The sequence below is a fragment of the Runella limosa DSM 17973 genome (assembly GCF_000482465.1).
Taxonomy (GTDB): domain Bacteria; phylum Bacteroidota; class Bacteroidia; order Cytophagales; family Spirosomataceae; genus Runella; species Runella limosa.
Genome location: NZ_AXVJ01000041.1, coordinates 40,575 through 58,398, shown reverse-complemented (window position 1 = coordinate 58,398; position 17,824 = coordinate 40,575). Strand labels below are relative to the sequence as shown.

At 44.3% G+C, this 17,824-nt stretch carries 17 protein-coding genes; 12 read left to right on the top strand and 5 right to left on the bottom strand.

The genetic code is table 11. The features are described 5' to 3' along the window. Positions 1-42: 42 nt before the first annotated feature. A complete protein-coding gene (gene ettA / locus K339_RS0102710) occupies positions 43-1,713 on the top strand; it encodes an energy-dependent translational throttle protein EttA (protein ID WP_028522233.1) in 1,671 nt (556 codons plus the stop codon). A 60-nt stretch (positions 1,714-1,773) separates the two neighbouring features. Here the strand turns inward: ettA and K339_RS0102705 are convergent, their stop codons facing one another. Further along, positions 1,774-2,787, bottom strand: coding sequence for an NAD-dependent epimerase/dehydratase family protein (locus K339_RS0102705; RefSeq protein ID WP_028522232.1), 1,014 nt, complete (start codon positions 2,785-2,787; stop codon positions 1,774-1,776). Between the two features lie 228 nt (positions 2,788-3,015). Here K339_RS0102705 and K339_RS0102700 point away from each other — a divergent pair, with 228 nt between their 5' ends. From K339_RS0102700 to K339_RS0102690, 3 genes are all read left to right on the top strand, one after another. Further along, the gene (locus tag K339_RS0102700) at positions 3,016-4,278 is read left to right on the top strand and encodes a DUF937 domain-containing protein (protein ID WP_028522231.1); all 1,263 of its coding nucleotides are present in this window, start codon (positions 3,016-3,018) and stop codon (positions 4,276-4,278) included. A gap of 188 nt (positions 4,279-4,466) precedes the next feature. Next, complete coding sequence (htpG, locus tag K339_RS0102695; RefSeq protein ID WP_028522230.1) at positions 4,467-6,299, top strand: molecular chaperone HtpG; 1,833 nt, start codon at positions 4,467-4,469, stop codon at positions 6,297-6,299. 187 nt (positions 6,300-6,486) lie between these two features. Further along, complete coding sequence (locus K339_RS0102690) at positions 6,487-6,870, top strand: hypothetical protein (RefSeq protein WP_028522229.1); 384 nt, start codon at positions 6,487-6,489, stop codon at positions 6,868-6,870. A gap of 67 nt (positions 6,871-6,937) precedes the next feature. On the opposite strand, the gene K339_RS0102685 is transcribed toward K339_RS0102690, so the two are convergent. After that, complete coding sequence (locus K339_RS0102685) at positions 6,938-7,384, bottom strand: GNAT family N-acetyltransferase (protein WP_028522228.1); 447 nt, start codon at positions 7,382-7,384, stop codon at positions 6,938-6,940. A 49-nt stretch (positions 7,385-7,433) separates the two neighbouring features. Beyond that, positions 7,434-8,489, bottom strand: a complete 1,056-nt coding sequence (locus K339_RS0102680) for a ferredoxin--NADP reductase (RefSeq protein ID WP_028522227.1) — start codon at positions 8,487-8,489, stop codon at positions 7,434-7,436. Between the two features lie 177 nt (positions 8,490-8,666). Between K339_RS0102680 and K339_RS0102675 the strand changes: the two genes are divergently transcribed. Further along, on the top strand, positions 8,667-8,993 hold the full coding sequence (locus K339_RS0102675; RefSeq protein ID WP_028522226.1) for a HesB/IscA family protein: 327 nt from the start codon (positions 8,667-8,669) through the stop codon (positions 8,991-8,993). 96 nt (positions 8,994-9,089) lie between these two features. Beyond that, positions 9,090-10,292, top strand: a complete 1,203-nt coding sequence (locus tag K339_RS0102670) for a hypothetical protein (protein WP_028522225.1) — start codon at positions 9,090-9,092, stop codon at positions 10,290-10,292. On the opposite strand, the gene K339_RS0102665 is transcribed toward K339_RS0102670, so the two are convergent. Both K339_RS0102665 and K339_RS0102660 read right to left on the bottom strand, forming a co-directional pair. Beyond that, positions 10,289-11,629: an FAD-binding protein gene (locus tag K339_RS0102665; protein WP_028522224.1), complete on the bottom strand. Its 1,341-nt coding sequence runs from the start codon at positions 11,627-11,629 to the stop codon at positions 10,289-10,291. The two genes, K339_RS0102670 and K339_RS0102665, sit on opposite strands and share 4 nt — an antisense overlap. 43 nt (positions 11,630-11,672) lie before the next feature. Continuing rightward, positions 11,673-12,311 carry a 3-keto-disaccharide hydrolase gene (locus K339_RS0102660; RefSeq protein WP_028522223.1) on the bottom strand — a complete coding sequence of 213 codons (639 nt, stop codon included), beginning with the start codon at positions 12,309-12,311 and terminating at the stop codon, positions 11,673-11,675. Positions 12,312-12,606: 295 nt separating this feature from the next. On the opposite strand from K339_RS0102660, the gene K339_RS0102655 reads away from it, so the two are divergent. From K339_RS0102655 to K339_RS0102630, 6 genes are all read left to right on the top strand, one after another. After that, the gene (locus K339_RS0102655; RefSeq protein WP_028522222.1) at positions 12,607-13,410 is read left to right on the top strand and encodes a ParA family protein; all 804 of its coding nucleotides are present in this window, start codon (positions 12,607-12,609) and stop codon (positions 13,408-13,410) included. Between the two features lie 69 nt (positions 13,411-13,479). Next, complete coding sequence (locus K339_RS0102650) at positions 13,480-14,397, top strand: ParB/RepB/Spo0J family partition protein (RefSeq protein ID WP_028522221.1); 918 nt, start codon at positions 13,480-13,482, stop codon at positions 14,395-14,397. Further along, complete coding sequence (locus tag K339_RS35700; RefSeq protein ID WP_157607454.1) at positions 14,394-15,092, top strand: DUF5683 domain-containing protein; 699 nt, start codon at positions 14,394-14,396, stop codon at positions 15,090-15,092. Before K339_RS0102650 ends, K339_RS35700 begins: the two co-directional genes overlap by 4 nt. A 24-nt stretch (positions 15,093-15,116) precedes the next feature. After that, positions 15,117-15,833 carry a 4-hydroxy-tetrahydrodipicolinate reductase gene (gene dapB / locus K339_RS0102640; protein ID WP_028522220.1) on the top strand — a complete coding sequence of 239 codons (717 nt, stop codon included), beginning with the start codon at positions 15,117-15,119 and terminating at the stop codon, positions 15,831-15,833. A 28-nt stretch (positions 15,834-15,861) separates the two neighbouring features. Beyond that, on the top strand, positions 15,862-17,001 hold the full coding sequence (gene lepB / locus K339_RS0102635; RefSeq protein ID WP_028522219.1) for a signal peptidase I: 1,140 nt from the start codon (positions 15,862-15,864) through the stop codon (positions 16,999-17,001). 356 nt (positions 17,002-17,357) lie between these two features. After that, the gene (locus K339_RS0102630; protein WP_028522218.1) at positions 17,358-17,822 is read left to right on the top strand and encodes a YchJ family protein; all 465 of its coding nucleotides are present in this window, start codon (positions 17,358-17,360) and stop codon (positions 17,820-17,822) included. The last annotated feature ends 2 nt before the right edge of the window (positions 17,823-17,824 follow it).

Here is a 17,824-nt window from a genome sequence, read left to right as displayed (position 1 = left end):
GTGGGCAATTTACGATATTTGCCACCACAAATTAAACGAAAAATGAGCAACGAAACTATTATTTTCTCGATGTCGGGGGTAAGTAAAGTAATTCCTCCCAACCGACAAATCATTAAAAACATTTATCTGTCGTTTTTCTATGGTGCTAAGATAGGCGTTTTAGGATTAAATGGCTCAGGAAAATCCACTCTTTTACGCATCATTGCAGGCATAGACAAAGCTTACACTGGCGAAGTTGTTTTTTCACCAGGGTATTCGGTGGGCTTGCTTGAACAAGAACCCCAATTTGACCCCACCAAGACCGTTCTTGAGGTTGTCCAAGAAGGAACGCAGGAAGTGGTCGATTTATTGAAAGAGTTTGATCAAATAAATGAAGCTTTTGGCGATGCCGATGCCGATTTTGATAAATTGCTGGAACGACAAGGGGAAGTTCAGGAGCGCCTCGACGCCCTCGACGCCTGGGATTTGGACAGCAAATTGGAGCGTGCCATGGATGCCCTTCGCTGCCCGCCGTCGGATGCCCTCATTGCTAATTTGTCGGGTGGGGAAAAACGCCGCGTGGCGCTTTGCCGACTTTTATTGAAAAAACCTGACGTCCTTCTTTTGGACGAACCTACCAACCACTTGGATGCCGAGTCGGTACTGTGGTTGGAAGAACACCTTCGCCAATACGAAGGAACGGTCATTGCCGTAACGCACGACCGTTATTTCTTGGATAACGTGGCTGGTTGGATTTTGGAACTTGACCGTGGCGAAGGTATTCCTTGGAAAGGGAATTATTCTTCGTGGTTGGAGCAAAAACAAAACCGTTTGGCCAAAGAAGAAAAACAAGAGTCAAAGCGTCAGAAAACACTCCAACGCGAATTGGAGTGGGTACGTATGGCACCCAAGGCACGTCAAGCCAAGTCGAAAGCTCGTTTGGGGGCTTACGAAAAACTCTTGGACGAGGACATGAAGCAAAAAGAAGAGAAATTGGAGCTTTTCATTCCGTCAGGGCCGCGTTTGGGTAATAAAGTAATTGAGATGGAAGGCGTTTCTAAAGCGTTTGGCGACAAGCTTTTGTTTGAGAATCTTACCTTTTCGCTTCCTCCTGCGGGTATCGTGGGTATCATTGGCCCCAACGGCGCGGGTAAGTCCACTTTGTTCAAACTCATTACGGAGCAAGTCAAACCCGACAGCGGCACTACTGTCATTGGTGAAACGGTGCAAATTGCCTACGCCGACCAAGAGCACAACCAGCTCGATCCCAACAAAACCGTTTATCAACAAATCTCTGATGGAAATGACTGGGTATTACTTGGCGGAAAACAAAGCAACGCCCGCGCGTACGTGAGCCGTTTTAACTTTACGGGAAGCGATCAAGAAAAGAAAATTGGCAACTTATCGGGAGGAGAGCGCAACCGTGTTCACTTGGCGATGATGCTCAAAGAAGGTGGCAACGTGCTGCTTTTGGATGAGCCTACCAACGACTTGGACGTAAACACGCTTCGTGCCCTAGAAGAAGCCCTCGAAAATTTTGCGGGCTGCGCCGTGATTATCTCCCACGACCGCTGGTTCTTAGACCGCCTTTGTACGCACATTCTGGCTTTTGAAGGCGATTCTCAGGTGTATTGGTTTGAAGGAAACTTCTCCGACTACGAAGAAAACCGCCGCAAACGTTTAGGAACGGACGTGACACCAAAACGGATTAAGTATAAGAAGTTGATGGCATAGACCTAACATCAAAAATCCCCGAAACAATTATGTTTCGGGGATTTTTGATGTTAGAGGAAACTAATACTTTTTCAACGCTTTACAAACCCGCACCACCGTTTCATCCAACGGCCTGTAAGTAAATCCAAGTGCTTTTTGGATTTTTTCTCCGTTGTAAATAAACTTTGTTCGGGCAGTTTTAGCGGTTTCTTTGGTGATGAGCGGCTTGCTTCCCGTCAACCATGAACGAGCGGCTTCCACTCGCCAAATGATTTCTGTCAAAAAGGGCGACACCAGCTTTGAAGGTGGGCGTTTTCCAAACCCTTCGGCCATTTTGGTAAATAATTCGCGGTAAGTAGTGCTACCTGCACTTAGTACAAATCGCTCATTTTTAACTTCCGATACCAACAGCTTCACCGTCGCTTCTGCTACGTCTAATACGTCAACGTAGTTGATTAGCCCTTCGGTATAATACTTGTTTTCGTCGAAGGCATATTTAAACAATTGCGTACTGCTTCGCGTCCAGTCGCCTTCCCCGAGCACCATGCTTGGGTTGACCACCACCGCCGAAAGTCCCTCCGCAACGCCTCTCCACACCTCAATTTCTGCCAAATATTTACTTTTTCCGTAGTGCGAATTTAGCGGCGATTCTTCCCATTTTTGGTTTTCATCAATCACCGTCGGTTTCGACGCGTCTATCATGCGCGGGTCAGGCCGCCCCAGCGCCGCAACCGAACTCACAAAAGCCATTTTTTTGACACCTACCTCTAATGCCAAGTTGACGACGTTGGCCGTTCCTTGTACATTAATTTGGTACATTTGCTTTTGATCTTTGGGAGTAAAAGAAACAATTGCTGCCGTATGAACTACGTAGGTTACTCCTTCAAACGCTTTTTCCAACGCCAACACATCCAACACATCCCCTTCGGCCCATTCCACCTTTGCTTCCACGCCGTTCAACAACTGAATGTCGCTTCCACTACGACGTAAGCCACGGACACGGTGCCCATTTGCCAATAAATAGGTTACAATGGCACTACCCAAAAGGCCGTTTGCGCCAGTGACTAAAATGAGTGGTTCAGCTGATTTGTCCAAAAACGTAGAATTTTAAGTAAATTTCTTTTGTGCAAAGGTAACGACAATGGTTCGATTGCTAAAAAAAACTATCAGCTGTTGGCTATTGGCTCTCAACTATTAAGTAACTTTCCGCCCCATTTGAAAAAATCGAGTCACTATTGGTTGTAACGCTGGGAGGTGAAGGGCAGAGTTGAGTAATTTTTCCCTTTTCCTACTGGGGTTCTAACTCATAAAAAACCATTGAAAATGAACTTATTTACATCTCTGAAGGAGACATTGACTGAGGGTATCGTAAGTCAGATTGCGGTACAGAACAACGAAAAAACAGAGAAAATCCAAAAAGCACTTGATGCTTTTGCAGCTTCGATTGTGGGCGGTCTTATTAAGCGAGCGTCCAACGAATCGGGCATGAAACTTATTTTTAATCAGGCAAAAAACACGCCATTTTCCCCCGAACAGCTTCCCAGAATTTTAAAAACACCCTCAGAATTAGATGAATTTAAGGCTGCTGGTGAAAAAATTCTCAACACGGTGCTCCCAGGTTTTAAAAGCCCTGTGTGTAGTATGGTGACAAAATACTCAGGGACAAAAAATTCGCTTGCATCATCGTTGAGTGGGATTTCGATGTCAATTATTATCTCAGTGTTGAAAAAAGTGGTGGCTGAGAAACAATTTGATGCCGAGTCGTTGGCGGCTTATTTGGGAGAACAACGTGAAAGCCTCCTTACTATCGTACCTGACCTCAACGACCGTATCATCGAAACCGTGGGTATTCAATATCTTTTACAGAGTTTTGACGTACCTCGTGCCGAACAATCAACAACCATCACCAAAAGTTCTGAGCCTATTCCAGCGAAGCAACCATTTTTGGTCGGCGTCGATGTAGAAGATTCGGGATTGGGACGAATTAATTTCAAATGGGTAGGAATCGGCCTTTTGGTCGTTGCAGTTCTTGGAGCTAGTATTTACTTCTGGACTCAGCGAGACACCTCGACGGTTGACACAGAAATAGATGCCGATACGCTTGCCGAAGCCCGTACCATTCAAGAACCAATCACTGCTACAAAAACGGCCGATACGACCACTGCAACTACTCCAACGACGCCCGCTGCAACCACAACCGAGAGTCCAATGGCAACGTATTTGGCAGATGCTGCCGCAGCCAAAGGAAAAGCGTTTAAATTTGACAACGTGGATTTTGAAGACAATACGGTTCAATTAAAAGCAACAGCTTCGCAACCCGTACAAGCATTGGCTGATTTGTTGAAAAAATACCCAACCGCCCAAATCAAACTCGTAGCCTACGCCAACGATGCCAAACCGCCTTTGACCAACAAAGTGCTATCGGTAAAACGTGTGTATGCGTTGAAAGACCAATTTGTAAAATCAGGCATTAGCTTCGTACGAGTTGATGCCGAAGGACGAGGCACGGGCATTAATCCTAAAGATACCACAGGCCGCAAACAAGTACCTATGCGCGAAGTATGGGTGAAGTTTGTGCAGAAATAGTGTATAGTCGATGGTCAATAGTCGATGGACTATAGACTATTGACCATCGACCAAAAAAAGGGCTGTCAGATTTTCAAACCTGACAGCCCTTTTTTTTTGCCATTATGTCAGATAATAAAGCGGTGGAATACATTTTTTAGGTAATCAAGCCAGAAAACCAAAAACTGTAAAAACCGTAAAACAGAATTATGGAAGCAAACGTACAAGCCGAAAAAGGGCAATTGTCGATTCATACCGACAATATTTTTCCAATTATCAAAAAATTCCTCTATTCAGACCACGAAATTTTCTTGCGTGAGTTGGTTTCAAACGCCGTAGATGCCACTCAAAAAATCAAGAAATTAGCCGATTTTGGTGAGTTTAATGGTGAACTTGGTGAATTGAAAGTATCGATAAAACTCGACGAAGAGGCAAAAACGATTACCATCAGCGACCGTGGTATCGGGATGACAGCCGATGAAATCAAAAAATACATCAACCAAATCGCCTTCTCGGGCGCGGCTGAGTTTGTTGAAAAATACAAAGAAAAAGAAGATACCCGTGGCAATATCATCGGTAACTTCGGATTAGGTTTCTACTCGGCGTTTATGGTGGCCAAAGAGGTAGAAATCATTACCAAATCGTTTAAAGATGGCTCCGAAGGCGCTCGTTGGATATGCGACGGAAGCACCGAGTTTAGCATTGAACCTGCCGAAAAAACCGACCGTGGTACGGACATTATCCTCCACATCGCCGAAGATTCGGAAGAGTTTTTGAGCAAATACCGCCTCACCGAAATCCTTGAAAAATACGGCAAATTTTTGCCTATTGAGATTGAGTTTGACGAAAAAATCATCAACAATCCTACCCCTATTTGGGTAAAAGCACCTTCCGAGCTCAAGGATGAAGATTATTTGGCGTTTTACAAAGAGCTTCACCCGATGGGCGAAGACCCGCTGTTCTGGATTCACCTTAATGTTGATTATCCGTTCAATTTGACGGGAGTTTTGTATTTCCCCAAATTGAAAAACGACTTCTCGGCCCGCAAGGAAAAAATCCAATTGTATAGCCGTCAGGTATTTATTACCGACGAAGTCAAAGACGTAGTGCCTGATTTCTTAACACTTCTTCACGGGGTTATCGACTCTCCTGACATTCCGCTCAACGTGTCGCGTAGCTACCTTCAAGCCGATGGTAACGTCAAGAAAATCAGTGGATACATCACACGTAAAGTAGCCGACAAACTTTCTGAGATTTTCCGCAACGACCGCGAAGGATTTGAGAAAAAGTTTGATGACATTGGCTTGTTTGTCAAGTACGGTATCATTTCCGACGAAAAATTCGGCGAGAAAGCCAAAGAATTCTGCTTGGTGAAAAACACCCAAGGCAAACACTTTACATTTGAGGAATATACCGCCCAAGTCAAAGAAAATCAAACCGATAAGAATGACACGGTGGTGTGGCTGTACGCCAGCGACTTACAAAAGCAAGACGCCTACATCCAATCGGCTACCAAACGGGGCTACGATGTACTCGTGTTTGACAGTGTGATTGACCCGCACTTTATCAACGGCATCGAGTACAAAATAGAGAAAACAAACATCAAGCGCGTGGATGCTGATACGCTCGACAAGCTTATTGAAAAAGAAATCAAGCTGGAAAGCGTATTGTCGAAAGACGACGAAGAAAAAGCGAAGAATTTGTTTGAGCAAACCCTCGGTGGCGCACCCAAACTAACCATCAGTGTGGAACCAATGCCTACCGACGAGTTGCCAGTAGTCATTACCATTCCAGAATTTATCCGTCGGATGAACGACATGGCGGCTACTTCTGGTCAGAAGTCGATGTTTGGTGATATGCCTCAAATGTTAAACGTGGCCATCAATGCCAACCACCCCGTGACGCAGAAAATCCTGACCGCAGCAGAAGATGAGCAAAAACAACTAATCCGTCACGCATATAACCTAGCATTGCTTTCGCAAGGAATGCTGACAGGTAGCGAGTTGACGGCTTTTGTTCAACAGGCGGTGTCACGTTTGTAATTGAATCGACCTACTTTTACAAAAAAGCTCTCCTCAGGGAGGGCTTTTTTTATGCCCCTCCACGCTTTACAAGTATTTTCTTTCGCTTTAATCGCCCTTTTCGTCGCTTCTATTGATTCCTTTTGTTAGGCACCTCACCTACTGCCAAATTTGCAAAGTCGTTTCAATTTTAATTTTCTATCAAGTTATGTCAAACATCAAAACCAAAATAGACGAGTTTGAAGTCCGCGATTTGGAAGACAATGGGCTTTTACGAATTTATGTAGAGCACAATACCGAAATGGGCAATCGTGGAGTGCCTGGCATTCAAGTTTGGTACACAATTGCGGGCGGGACATCTATCGTCAATTTTGAACCTTTGCACGTAGAACGTTGGGCATACCAAGCCCACAAACAGCAAACTGACGTTTATTTATTGAGCGATTATTCGTGGAATGTCCACGAAGACACCTACATCAAAAATTATTTAATCATTGGCGAAACGCTCAAAGCACGCGTGGAAGTAAAAGTGAGAAGCAAAGCCAAAGCGGTGGTTCGTGAGTACGACCTACCATTTCACTTAGAAGAATAAAAGTGATTTATCAAACGCAAAAAGCACCCCGCTTTAGCAAAGCCACAACGGGGTGCTTTTTGTTTTTTTATAACTCCAATACTGCTGAGTATAAGTCGATTCCTTTGGCCCAGTAATCGATTTGGCGGTTTAGAAGTTTAAACCCAAGTTTTTCGTAGAAACCAAACGAATGTTGCGACGTTTCGACCATGATGGTTTTGGCAACGCCCGATTGACGAATTTGATCTATTCGGTACAAAGCCAATTCTTTTCCAACACCCGTACCTTGAAAATCGGGGTGTACAAAAGCCCACGAAAGTCCTCCTTGCTGGTCAAACGAACGCACCCAATAGCCGCCACCACCCACAATTCTCCTATCCACAACGGCTACGACGTAGTCATCTCCAAAAATATCCAAATACTCCAAGAAGTCGCCCAATTCTTTGGGGTCAAAGTATTTAGGAGTATTCATTATAAAAATTTCTTCCAGTGTGGTGCGGTCACTGAGTTCGTAGGGGCGTAATGTAATTTCCATACTCTTATTATTTAATTCAAAAAGGTGGGCAAAAAAAATGCCAAAACTATTATTCAATCTCAATAACCACTCCCTTGGTAAGTGGATGGGCAACACATGTCAAAATATACCCTTGGTTTAACTCCGATTTGGTAAGGCCATCTTCCTCGTCCAGTTGCACTTTCCCCGACGTACATTTTCCCATGCAAGCCGTACACATCCCCGCCTGACACGAATAAGGCAAGTCAATGTCGAGTTCGAGGGCTGCTTCCAAAATCGTTTGATGCGGTTCTACATTAAACGTGTATTCTTCTCCTTCATACAAGACTTTCACTTCTTGCGTCTTTAGGCTTCCGTCGTCCTCAGCTTCATGTACTACATGGGTGGTTGCCGTGGCAAAGCTCTCTCGATGGATTTTTTCTTCGGCTACACCCCACGCCAGCAATGTCTCTTTGGTCGTTTCCATCAACCCATCTGGTCCACACAAGAAATACTCAGCCGATGCGTTTTTCAACCCTCCTATTCCTTCGAAAATCTCTAAAATAGTTAACTTATTCAAACGGCCTCGTACGCCTACCCACGCGTCAGAAGGCTGAGTTAAGGCATAATAAAGCACAAAGCGATTGCCATATATACGGTTCAGCTCGTCGAGTTGTTGTTTAAAAATAATACTTTCTTCTTTCCGATTGCCATACAAAAGCACGACCCGACTCTCCGCCTCTACTTTCAACACCGATTTGGCAATAGAAATCAAAGGAGTGACACCACTCCCAGCTCCAATCAACACAACAGTGCGGGCGTTGCGCGCATCGGGCAAGACCTGAAAATGCCCCATGGGTTCGAGTACTTCCAAAAAATCTCCCTCTTTGACGTTGTCCAAAAGCCAATTGGAAACCAAACCTCCTGGAACACGTTTGACGGTGACGGCAGGGGCGGTATCGGTATGGGGCGAGCTACTCATTGAGTACGAACGACGCACTTTTTCGCCATTGATGGTCAACAATATGGTCAAAAACTGTCCCGCTTGGTACTTAATCATTTCGCTCAACGGATGCCAAAAGGCAATCGTAGCCGCATCGGGAGTTTCTTTAATAACTTCTTTAACTTTCAGATGAAAATGCTTCATAGTTCTACTTTATACATCGTAGGTTTAACCCCCAAAATTACGATTTGTTTTACCATAACCACAGGATTTACGGAGAAACCTACGGTCGTCACCCTAAGTTCGGAAACTTTTAGCCGTTGATTTTGGTTTTGGAAATAGTTAATTTGCCTTCAAAAACTATCGAAAGTTAATAAAGACATGGTCACAGTAAGCGATAAAGCAAAAGATAAAATCCTTGAATTACGCCGTGAAGAAGGGCGTCCTGAAGACAGCCACATTCGTGTAGGAGTGGTTGGCGGAGGCTGTTCTGGGCTGATGTATAATTTGGAATTTGATTCAACCAAACAACCCACCGACATGGAGTTTCAAGACAAAGGAATTCGGATTGTGGTTGATAAAAAGAGTATCCTTTACCTAGCTGGGACAATTCTCGATTTTTCGGATGGTCTCAATGGCAAAGGGTTTCAGTTTGTCAATCCAAACGCCAGCCGTACTTGCGGATGCGGCGAGAGTTTTGCGGTTTAACCTACTCCAAGTCACCCCCAAAAAAGGCGTCAGATACAAATTCTGACGCCTTTTTTGTGTTATTAGCTATCTTTGCGCCCTCTTACCATTTATGTCATGGCCCTTACTTTCTGGAATTTTTGGAGCAACAAACTTTTCAACTGGTTAGCAACCTTTACCAATACCCCTTATTGGAAAACCAAGCTTGCTGTCTTTACAGTTTTGTACATCTTGTTTACCTCTTTCCCTGATTATCAGGCACTGGTAAAAATGGATACGGGTGGACAACGCCTTGCAGCTCGCTTTGAAGTGATTGATTGGATTGGTACCCATCCATTTCAGAACTTACCTGAGCATTTGTTGACGGGAAAAGTACTAAGTGAAGGCGACCAGTCTCACTTCAAAAAACGAGTTTTTCGCCCACTCATCCCCGTTGCCCTCCACACAGTAGGACTAAAAGCAAAACACTATGTTGGTATTCAATTTGTCGTCGGGATTTTGTTCGTCGTGTTATTAATTCGGTTCCTTTCTAAGCACCTAAGCTCTACTTCAAGTGTCTTGGCCACGTTTATGTTTGCCAATTTATTCGTCACCAAATGGACTTTCTTTGATTTTTTCTACCACGACCCGCTTGCCTATCTCCTCCTCTTAGTCATCATTAATTTCCGAAATCCATTGTTAATTATTCTTGGCATTGTCCTCGGTGGATTTGTCGATGAACGCGCCGTCATTGGCAGTAGTGCGGCGGTTTTGTGGTGGTTTTGGCAAGAAAGCAATGCCCAAAAAGTCGCCCTCAGCAACGTATTTTCTTTCAAACGCTACCACGCTACTTGGGCGACGGTGGTTGGTATCTTGCTATTTATAGTTTTGAGACTTTACGTCATGTCGTTTTTGGGAATGCGAACCGACAAATCAATGCTGGGCTTTGACGCAAATCAGTACAATTCATTTCCAATGGGCCTGACCGTGACCTACGAATGTGCTTGGTTGCTTCTTATCGGTGCGGTTGTGGGTATGGTTGCTAAAAAAGATTGGCAATACCTGCTGATGTTTATGTTTAGCGCACTGGGTGTAATAGCAGCGGGTAGCTTGGTCTTAGATTTTTCCAGAAGTTATGCCTACGGTTTTGTTCTATTGCTATTTGCGATAGTATATCTTTCTAAAACCGAGACACTTACTCATTTTCAAAACGGACTTACCTTCTGCGCCATTGGGTGCTTTTTGTTCCCGACCTATTATCAAATAGGTTCTTCTTTGTTTTGGATGCCCCACTTTTTCCCAAAAATAAAGGTCTTACTTGCTTTCTATCATGTCATCTAACTTCCAAAAAGATTGGTCTCAATAAACTCATTCCGAAATTTGCCTTCGGGGTCGTGTTTTTCCATTATTTTTTTAAAATCGGCCAGTTTTTCAATGCGCGATTGTAGTACCGCAGGTTTTAGGGTAAAAATTTTGCCCCAATGAGGACGAGGTGCAAAGGGCGCCAACGCCTCTTCTATTTCGGGCAAAAGCGCCATTACCGCCTCCACTTCTTGTTTCCACGTAAAATGGAAAGCTACGCACGTTTTTTTGTAAAATGGACTCATCGGTAACTCATCCGCCGCAATTGCCCTCACTTCGGTAATAAACAAGTGGGGGGCTACTTTTTCGTTTAATTTCTCAATCGCCATAAATCCTTCATACGCGTGCTCAAAAGCCACAAAATACTCCGACTGTAGCTCTTTGCCACTGCTGGGTGTAAAACCCATTTTGAAGTGAGGCATACGCTCGTACCAAGGCCCCTCCACGCCCATTTGGTCTGTACAATTAACGGGGTCTAGGGCTTCAATTGGGTGCAGGTTTTTGGTAGCTAATTTCGCCCCGTAAAACTCAGGAGCTACTTCTTTCATGTCCTCAGCCTTACTTTTTACCCACACCTCACTCACGTTTTTATTGCGCCAATCGGTAAACAAACTCACGCTATACCCTCCCGACATAATGGCTTCAAAATTTTTCTCCAAGGCCGACATGGGCAAATTTTGATACACCACCTGTTTCATTTTAAACGTTGGCTGCACGTCGAGCGTGATTTTGGTCGCAATACCCAAAGCCCCAAGGTTTACAACCGCCGCTCCAAATTCTTCTCCGTCTTTTTCACGACTCAATGAAACCACCTCCCCTTTGCCATTCACCAACTCAATGGCAGAAACGGCCGTTGCTAAACTGCCATTTTTGATACCCGAGCCATGCGTGGAAGTAGCACACGCCCCCGCCACCGAAATATGCGGCAAAGAAGCCAAGTTGTGCAAAGCAAAACCATTGTCATCCAAATACTTACACATTTCTCCGTACTTAATTCCAGCCTCTACTGTTACCGTATTTTTTTCTTTATCCAAACCAATGATTTTGTTAAAAGCCTCGGTCGAGATTTGGTTTTCTTTGCTATCGGCAATGGTATTAAAGCAGTGTTTCGTACCCAGTGCCCGCACTTTTTTACACTTTTTAATCGCTTCCTGCAACTCTTCCACGTTTTTGGGAATGTGTAAATTATCCGTACTGTACGTCAAATTTCCCGCCCAATTGGTACGCGGATCCGCTTTTTTACACGACATCAAATTAGAAAGCATACTACCAGTTAAAAGAATAGATGAGGTTTTGAGAAATGTTCGTTTGTCCATTTGAATGTTAGGTTTAGGTCTTTGGTCATTAAATCAGTATGGCCTATTTTAGTTCTTCGATGAAGATATCTTTAAAATAAACCAACGCCTTTCCTCCCCCGTGAATTTGAAGGCCAATGAGGCCCGACTGAGGTATATTAGTATCAGGCTCGGTATAATCCACGGTTGTTACTCCGTTGATTTTAAGAACGATATGGCGTTTATCCGCTCTAATCTCATAGTCGTTCCAATCGTTAGGTTTAAGCAATTTAGCAACTTCTTCGGCGGGTTTTCCAGCCAGCGTTTTATTCCGCCGCGATTCATCATAGAGGCTTCCCCAATATTTATCACCCAAATCAGCTTGGTATCCTTCCATTTCATAGGACGGATTGGTGAGTCGTTTACTTCTAAACTGCACCCCCGAATTGATGAAGCCTTCGGTGCCCACCAGCTTAAATTTAGCCTTTAGAACAAAGTCAGAATAACTCCGTTTTGTACATAAAAAATCATTGTTTGGCACCTTTGTTTGTAAAGAACCACCAACCAATGCCCCCTGCTCAATTCGCCACGTTTTTAGGGTATCGCCTTCCCAGCCTTTAAAACTTTTGCCGTCAAAAATCCGCTCAGGCTTGCGGTGTGTTTCTCCCGAAAAAGCGGCCAATGTCACAGTCGCCGCCGCCGACAAAATCAATAAGTACTTCATTGGTTATGAATGGTTAAGCCTATGTCTCGCGTATATACTTGAAATAAAGTCTCATTTGCTTATTTCTACTTTTAGGCTAACCCACAGATCTCCATACTCCAAACCAAAATTTCATTATTTCATAACATGCCCATGCACCTCCTAGCACTTGCCTACTGCACAGGTTTTGCCTTGTTTTTAGTTTAAAACTTGGCCGAAAAGTACCAAACCGTGAAACATTTAACATTTTTTACGTGGAACAGTTTGGGTTATTGGGAATAAAGACGGATATTTGAAGGCGGTAAACCTAATAACAATGGGAAAAATCATAGCAATAGCCAACCAAAAAGGTGGAGTTGGCAAAACCACCACAGCCATCAACTTGGCAGCGAGTTTGGCTGTATTAGATTTCAAAACGCTGATTGTAGATGCCGACCCACAGGCCAACTCTACGTCAGGTTTGGGCTTCAACCCCAAAGAGATTGAGTACAGTATCTATGAGTGTATGGTAGAGGGAGTCATACCACAACAAGCCATTGTGGAAACCAACTTTGAAAACCTATACTTGTTGCCTTCGCACATCGACCTCGTAGGGGCTGAAATTGAGATGATTAATCTCAAAAGTCGGGAAGAAAAAATGAAAGAGGCCCTATGGCCCATCAAAGAAGAGTACGACTTTATCATCATCGACTGTTCGCCTTCGTTGGGTTTGATTACCATCAACAGCCTTACGGCCGCTGATTCGGTGATTGTCCCCGTACAATGCGAGTACTTTGCCCTTGAAGGTTTAGGCAAACTCCTGAATACCATCAAAATCATTCAGACTCGTTTGAATACAAGTTTGACGATTGAGGGTATTTTATTGACCATGTACGACATGCGGGTGCGTCTATCCAATCAGGTAGTAAATGAAGTTACTGCTCACTTTAAACACATGGTTTTCAACACCATCATTCCACGCAATATCCGTTTGAGTGAGTCGCCAAGTTACGGTGTACCTACCATTGCGCAGGATTCGGACAGTAAAGGAGCCATTAGTTACTTAAACCTTGCTCGTGAGGTTTTGAACAAAAACGGCTTGCTAGAGCAAGACGAACCTACCAGCCGTAGAGCGCTGTAATTGACACCAACTTTGAATACACAGTAGATTTTTTCCAAAAATCTATCTAAAAACATACAATTCTAGCACATGGAAAATGTCGGAAAAGCTGCACCCAAAAAAATGACAGGACTTGGTCGTGGGTTGGGTGCTTTACTCCAAGACAGCGACAACGTCAATCGTTCTTCAAGCCCCTTGCCCCACGAAGGCGTAAGCATGATGAACGAAGTTTCGGTCGAACACATTGAAACAAACCCCTATCAACCTCGTACCCGATTCGATGAAGAAGCGCTCAATGAATTGGCGGAATCAATTCGTATTCAGGGAATTATCCAACCGATTACGGTACGACAAATCGGGAAAGACCGCTATCAATTGATTTCGGGAGAACGGCGTTTACAAGCATCCAAACTTGCTGGACTTACCCACATCCCGACTTACGTTCGTACGGCCAATGACCAACAAATGTTGGAAATGGCCTTGATTGAAAACATTCAGCGCGAAAACCTAAACGCAATCGAAATTGCCCTAAGTTATCAGCGCCTGATTTCGGATTGTGGACTTAAACAAGAAGAACTCGGAGAACGAGTAGGTAAAAATCGTACGACGGTCAACAACTACATTCGTTTGCTCAAGCTCCCCCCGTTGATTCAAGCCGCCTTGCGCGACGACCAAATTACGATGGGGCACGCACGTGCGATTATCAACATCGAAAACCCCGAGACACAGCTCAAAATATTTCGTAAAACCATCGAAGAAGCTTGGTCGGTTCGCAAGGTAGAAGAAGCCGTTCAGGCACTTAAACTCGACCCCGACGACACCAACAAAGACCGCAAGCCGACTCTGTTGAAACAAGAACTGCGCTCCTTGCAATTTAAACTTTCATCGTTTTTTGGTTCAAAGGTTTCTATCAAAACCGATGACAAACAAAAAGGTGAAATTAAAATTCCGTTTACCTCCCAAGAAGAATTAGATCGTATTTTAGACGTTTTAAAGTTTGAACCTTGAGAACATTAGGGATTTTTTTCAGTTTGTGGCTATGGTCGGGAGCAATGATGGTGAAGGCGCAACAAACAGCAACAGACTCCCTCCAAAAACGTCTATCAAAGGCGGTATCCTCCTTGGCCGTTGATTCTACGGTGCTGGACTCGCTCAAGAATAAAAAAATGAGCAAAAACAGCCTCGCAAAAAGTTCATTGAACGACGCTGCTTTAAAGAAACATAGTCCGCGCAAAGCAGCATATTACTCATTCATGTTTCCTGGGCTGGGACAAGCGTACAATCGTCAGTATTGGAAAATGCCTTTCGTATATGGAGGCTTAGGAGCCGTTGCTTATTTTATACGATTTTACCACCTGCGTTACCAAGATTTTTTGTGGCCGTATTACTTTAGCTATGATGTAACAACAGGTAAGCAGCTGAGAACGGAGGCGGAGGTGTTTTTGCGAAGTCAAAACCAAACCAGAACCCTCACTCTTGACCGTATTACCCAAGGAAAAGATTTTTACCGCCGCTATCGGGACCTCAATTTTTTGTTGGTAGTGGGTGTTTGGGCGCTGGCAGCCGTGGAAGCCAACGTGTCGGCTCACCTCAAAACGTTTGATATGTCAGAAGATTTGTCTTTTCGATTTGAGCCTGATACTTACAACAACTCTTTTACGGGCCAAGTATATGGGGTAAAAGTTGTCGTTCCTATCAAATAAATTACGTATTGCAAAACATAAATTATGAATATTCTTCTTTTAGGTTACGGTAAAATGGGCAAAGTGATTGAACAAATCGTCCTGAGCCGTGGCCACCAAGTAGTTGGAAAAATTGACATTTCTAACCGCCACGAACTAGATACATTTAGCCGCGACAACGTGGATGCCGTCATCGAATTTAGTGCCCCCGAAGCGGCCTATGAAAACCTTAAATGGTGCATGAGTAAAGGCTTACCAACCGTGTGTGGAACCACAGGCTGGCTGCACCACCGCCCCGAAATTGAGCAACTGTGTATCGAAAACAAAGCGGCATTTTTCTACGCGTCAAATTACAGCATCGGAGTTAATTTGTTTTTTCGCCTTAACAAGCAATTAGCCAAACTTATCGCTCCCTATTCCCAGTATTCGGTGCATACAACCGAAATCCACCATATTCATAAGTTGGACGCCCCAAGTGGAACGGCCATCACGTTGGCAGAAGGGTTAATGCAACAACTTTCTAACAAAACAGAATGGGTAAATACCGAAGAGGGCACCGAAAACCAAATCCCCATTCTATCTTTGCGCGAAGGAGAAGTTCCTGGTACTCATATTATTCGCTACGATTCTGAAGTAGATAGCATCGAAATCAAACACACCGCCCACAATCGTCAAGGGTTTGCCCTCGGCGCGGTCGTTGCGGCCGAATGGCTGGCTCCCCGCGAAGGCGTGTTTGGCATGGATGAACTGCTAGGAGAATAGTTTTTTGTTTACAATAAGAATTGTTTTTATGTCTCAACCCAAACCTAAAAAATCGGCCCTTAGAGAATGGCTCGACTCGGTCGTTTTTGCTGTAGTAGCAGCTACCCTTATCCGTTGGTTACTATTGGAAGCGTACACCATCCCGTCGTCATCCATGGAAAAAAGCTTGCTTATTGGCGACTTTTTGTTTGTAAGTAAACTCCACTACGGAGCGCGGACGCCTGGTACGCCACTTCAAGTACCGCTTACGCACCAAACCATTTGGGGAACCAATATTCCCTCATTTTCTACCTTAATTCAACTTCCGATGTTTCGCCTCCCAAGCTTCACATCGGTAAAACGCAACGACGTGGTTGTTTTCAACTATCCTGGCGACCCAGAAGAACCGTTTGAAGATCCGCTTGTTGGGAATGGAGGATATAAAAATTTCCCCGTTGACTTGCGTACCAACTTCATCAAGCGTTGTATTGCGGTAGCAGGCGACGTGGTGGAGGTTAAAAATGGTTTGGTTTATATCAATGGTAAAGAAGGAGAAACGCCTCCACAGGCCCAGTTGATGTACCGTTTGGAATCAAGTGACTTGCTGGACGATCGTTTTTTTGAAAATGAAGACATTCGGGATTATGGTACGTTTCCTGGTGATACGGCCAAGCCTAACCATTTTGTGTATCAAATCCGTACCACACCCCAAACCGTGGACGATTTGAAAAAACACAGCTTTATCCGCTCTGTGACCCACGTTAGTCAGTATGCTGCCTCTGCTCCTGAGATGGGACTTTTCCCCGCCGCTGCGAAGCAAAATCCTGATTTTTGGGGACCAATGCAAGTACCTAAAGAAGGCCTGACTGTCCAACTTGACTCTGCCAACGTAACCAAATATGGCTACGTGATTAAGTATTTTGACCACAATGACCCTGAAAAAGTAGTGCTCGATAAAGGCAAAGTTTCCATAGACGGCAAAGCCATTACGAGTTATACCTTCAAACAAGATTACTATTTTATGATGGGCGACAACCGCTACGAATCGGCGGACTCGCGTTTTTGGGGCTTTGTTCCTGCCGACCACATCGTTGGGAAAGCGGTCTTTATTTGGATGTCGATTGATCCAAATCCAAAATCTATCTTAACAAAAATCCGCTGGAATCGTCTGTTTAGGTTGATTGACTAGCCCTTTTTAGCAATAATAATAGCACAAAAAAGCGGCTCAACGCCGCTTTTTTGTGTGTTTGGATACTCATATCCAAACATAGGGTTTCTCAAAACCCAATTCTGTAATCGAGGTTTTGAGAAACCTCGCCCTCGGTTAGTAGTAACCGAAGGCACACACGTGCGTTTGGATACTCATATCCAAACACAGGGTTTCTCAAAACCCAATTCTGTAATCGAGGTTTTAAGAAACCTCGCCCTCGGTTAGTAGTAACCGAGGGCACCCCACACGTGCGTTTGGATACTCATATCCAAACGCACGTCTCAAAACCCAATTTATTGTACACATTTGAAGATGGTAAACCCAATTTCTCCTCAATGACAACAACCTGTTTTTGTGGTTCATCCCTTTCCTTTAACGAATGCTGTGGTAGCATTATATCAGGAAAACGCGCCGCTGCAACGGCCTTGGAACTGATGAAATCACGCTATTCGGCGTACTGCGTCGTAGCTAGTGATTATCTGATTGCAACCACTCATCTTAGCAAACGGGCTCAGTTTGATAAAGCCTCCATCGAGCAATGGGCCAAGGAGTCGCAGTGGAAAGGGTTAAAAATTATCTCTACGGCCAAAGGTTCGGCGCTCGATACGCAAGGAGAAGTAACTTTCCAAGCGTTGTATATCGACGAAGACAAAAAGAGTCGGGTGCATTACGAACACTCGCTCTTTGTGAAAGAACATAATCAGTGGTTTTATCTTTCGGGAAAAACGATTGCCATCAGCCGCAATGATGATTGCCCTTGTGGTAGTGGGAAAAAATATAAAAAATGTTGTGGGGCTTGATG

Excerpts from the sequence above, each read along its gene's own strand:
- ettA (WP_028522233.1), top strand. The coding sequence starts at position 43 with ATGAGCAACGAAACTATTATTTTCTCGATGTCGGGGGTAAGTAAAGTA.
- K339_RS0102700 (WP_028522231.1), top strand. The coding sequence starts at position 3,016 with ATGAACTTATTTACATCTCTGAAGGAGACATTGACTGAGGGTATCGTA.
- htpG (WP_028522230.1), top strand. The coding sequence starts at position 4,467 with ATGGAAGCAAACGTACAAGCCGAAAAAGGGCAATTGTCGATTCATACC.
- K339_RS0102690 (WP_028522229.1), top strand. The coding sequence starts at position 6,487 with ATGTCAAACATCAAAACCAAAATAGACGAGTTTGAAGTCCGCGATTTG.
- K339_RS0102685 (WP_028522228.1), bottom strand. The coding sequence starts at position 7,384 with ATGGAAATTACATTACGCCCCTACGAACTCAGTGACCGCACCACACTG.
- K339_RS0102680 (WP_028522227.1), bottom strand. The coding sequence starts at position 8,489 with ATGAAGCATTTTCATCTGAAAGTTAAAGAAGTTATTAAAGAAACTCCC.
- K339_RS0102675 (WP_028522226.1), top strand. The coding sequence starts at position 8,667 with ATGGTCACAGTAAGCGATAAAGCAAAAGATAAAATCCTTGAATTACGC.
- K339_RS0102670 (WP_028522225.1), top strand. The coding sequence starts at position 9,090 with ATGGCCCTTACTTTCTGGAATTTTTGGAGCAACAAACTTTTCAACTGG.
- K339_RS0102665 (WP_028522224.1), bottom strand. The coding sequence starts at position 11,629 with ATGGACAAACGAACATTTCTCAAAACCTCATCTATTCTTTTAACTGGT.
- K339_RS0102660 (WP_028522223.1), bottom strand. The coding sequence starts at position 12,311 with ATGAAGTACTTATTGATTTTGTCGGCGGCGGCGACTGTGACATTGGCC.
- K339_RS0102655 (WP_028522222.1), top strand. The coding sequence starts at position 12,607 with ATGGGAAAAATCATAGCAATAGCCAACCAAAAAGGTGGAGTTGGCAAA.
- K339_RS0102650 (WP_028522221.1), top strand. The coding sequence starts at position 13,480 with ATGGAAAATGTCGGAAAAGCTGCACCCAAAAAAATGACAGGACTTGGT.
- dapB (WP_028522220.1), top strand. The coding sequence starts at position 15,117 with ATGAATATTCTTCTTTTAGGTTACGGTAAAATGGGCAAAGTGATTGAA.
- lepB (WP_028522219.1), top strand. The coding sequence starts at position 15,862 with ATGTCTCAACCCAAACCTAAAAAATCGGCCCTTAGAGAATGGCTCGAC.
- K339_RS0102630 (WP_028522218.1), top strand. The coding sequence starts at position 17,358 with ATGACAACAACCTGTTTTTGTGGTTCATCCCTTTCCTTTAACGAATGC.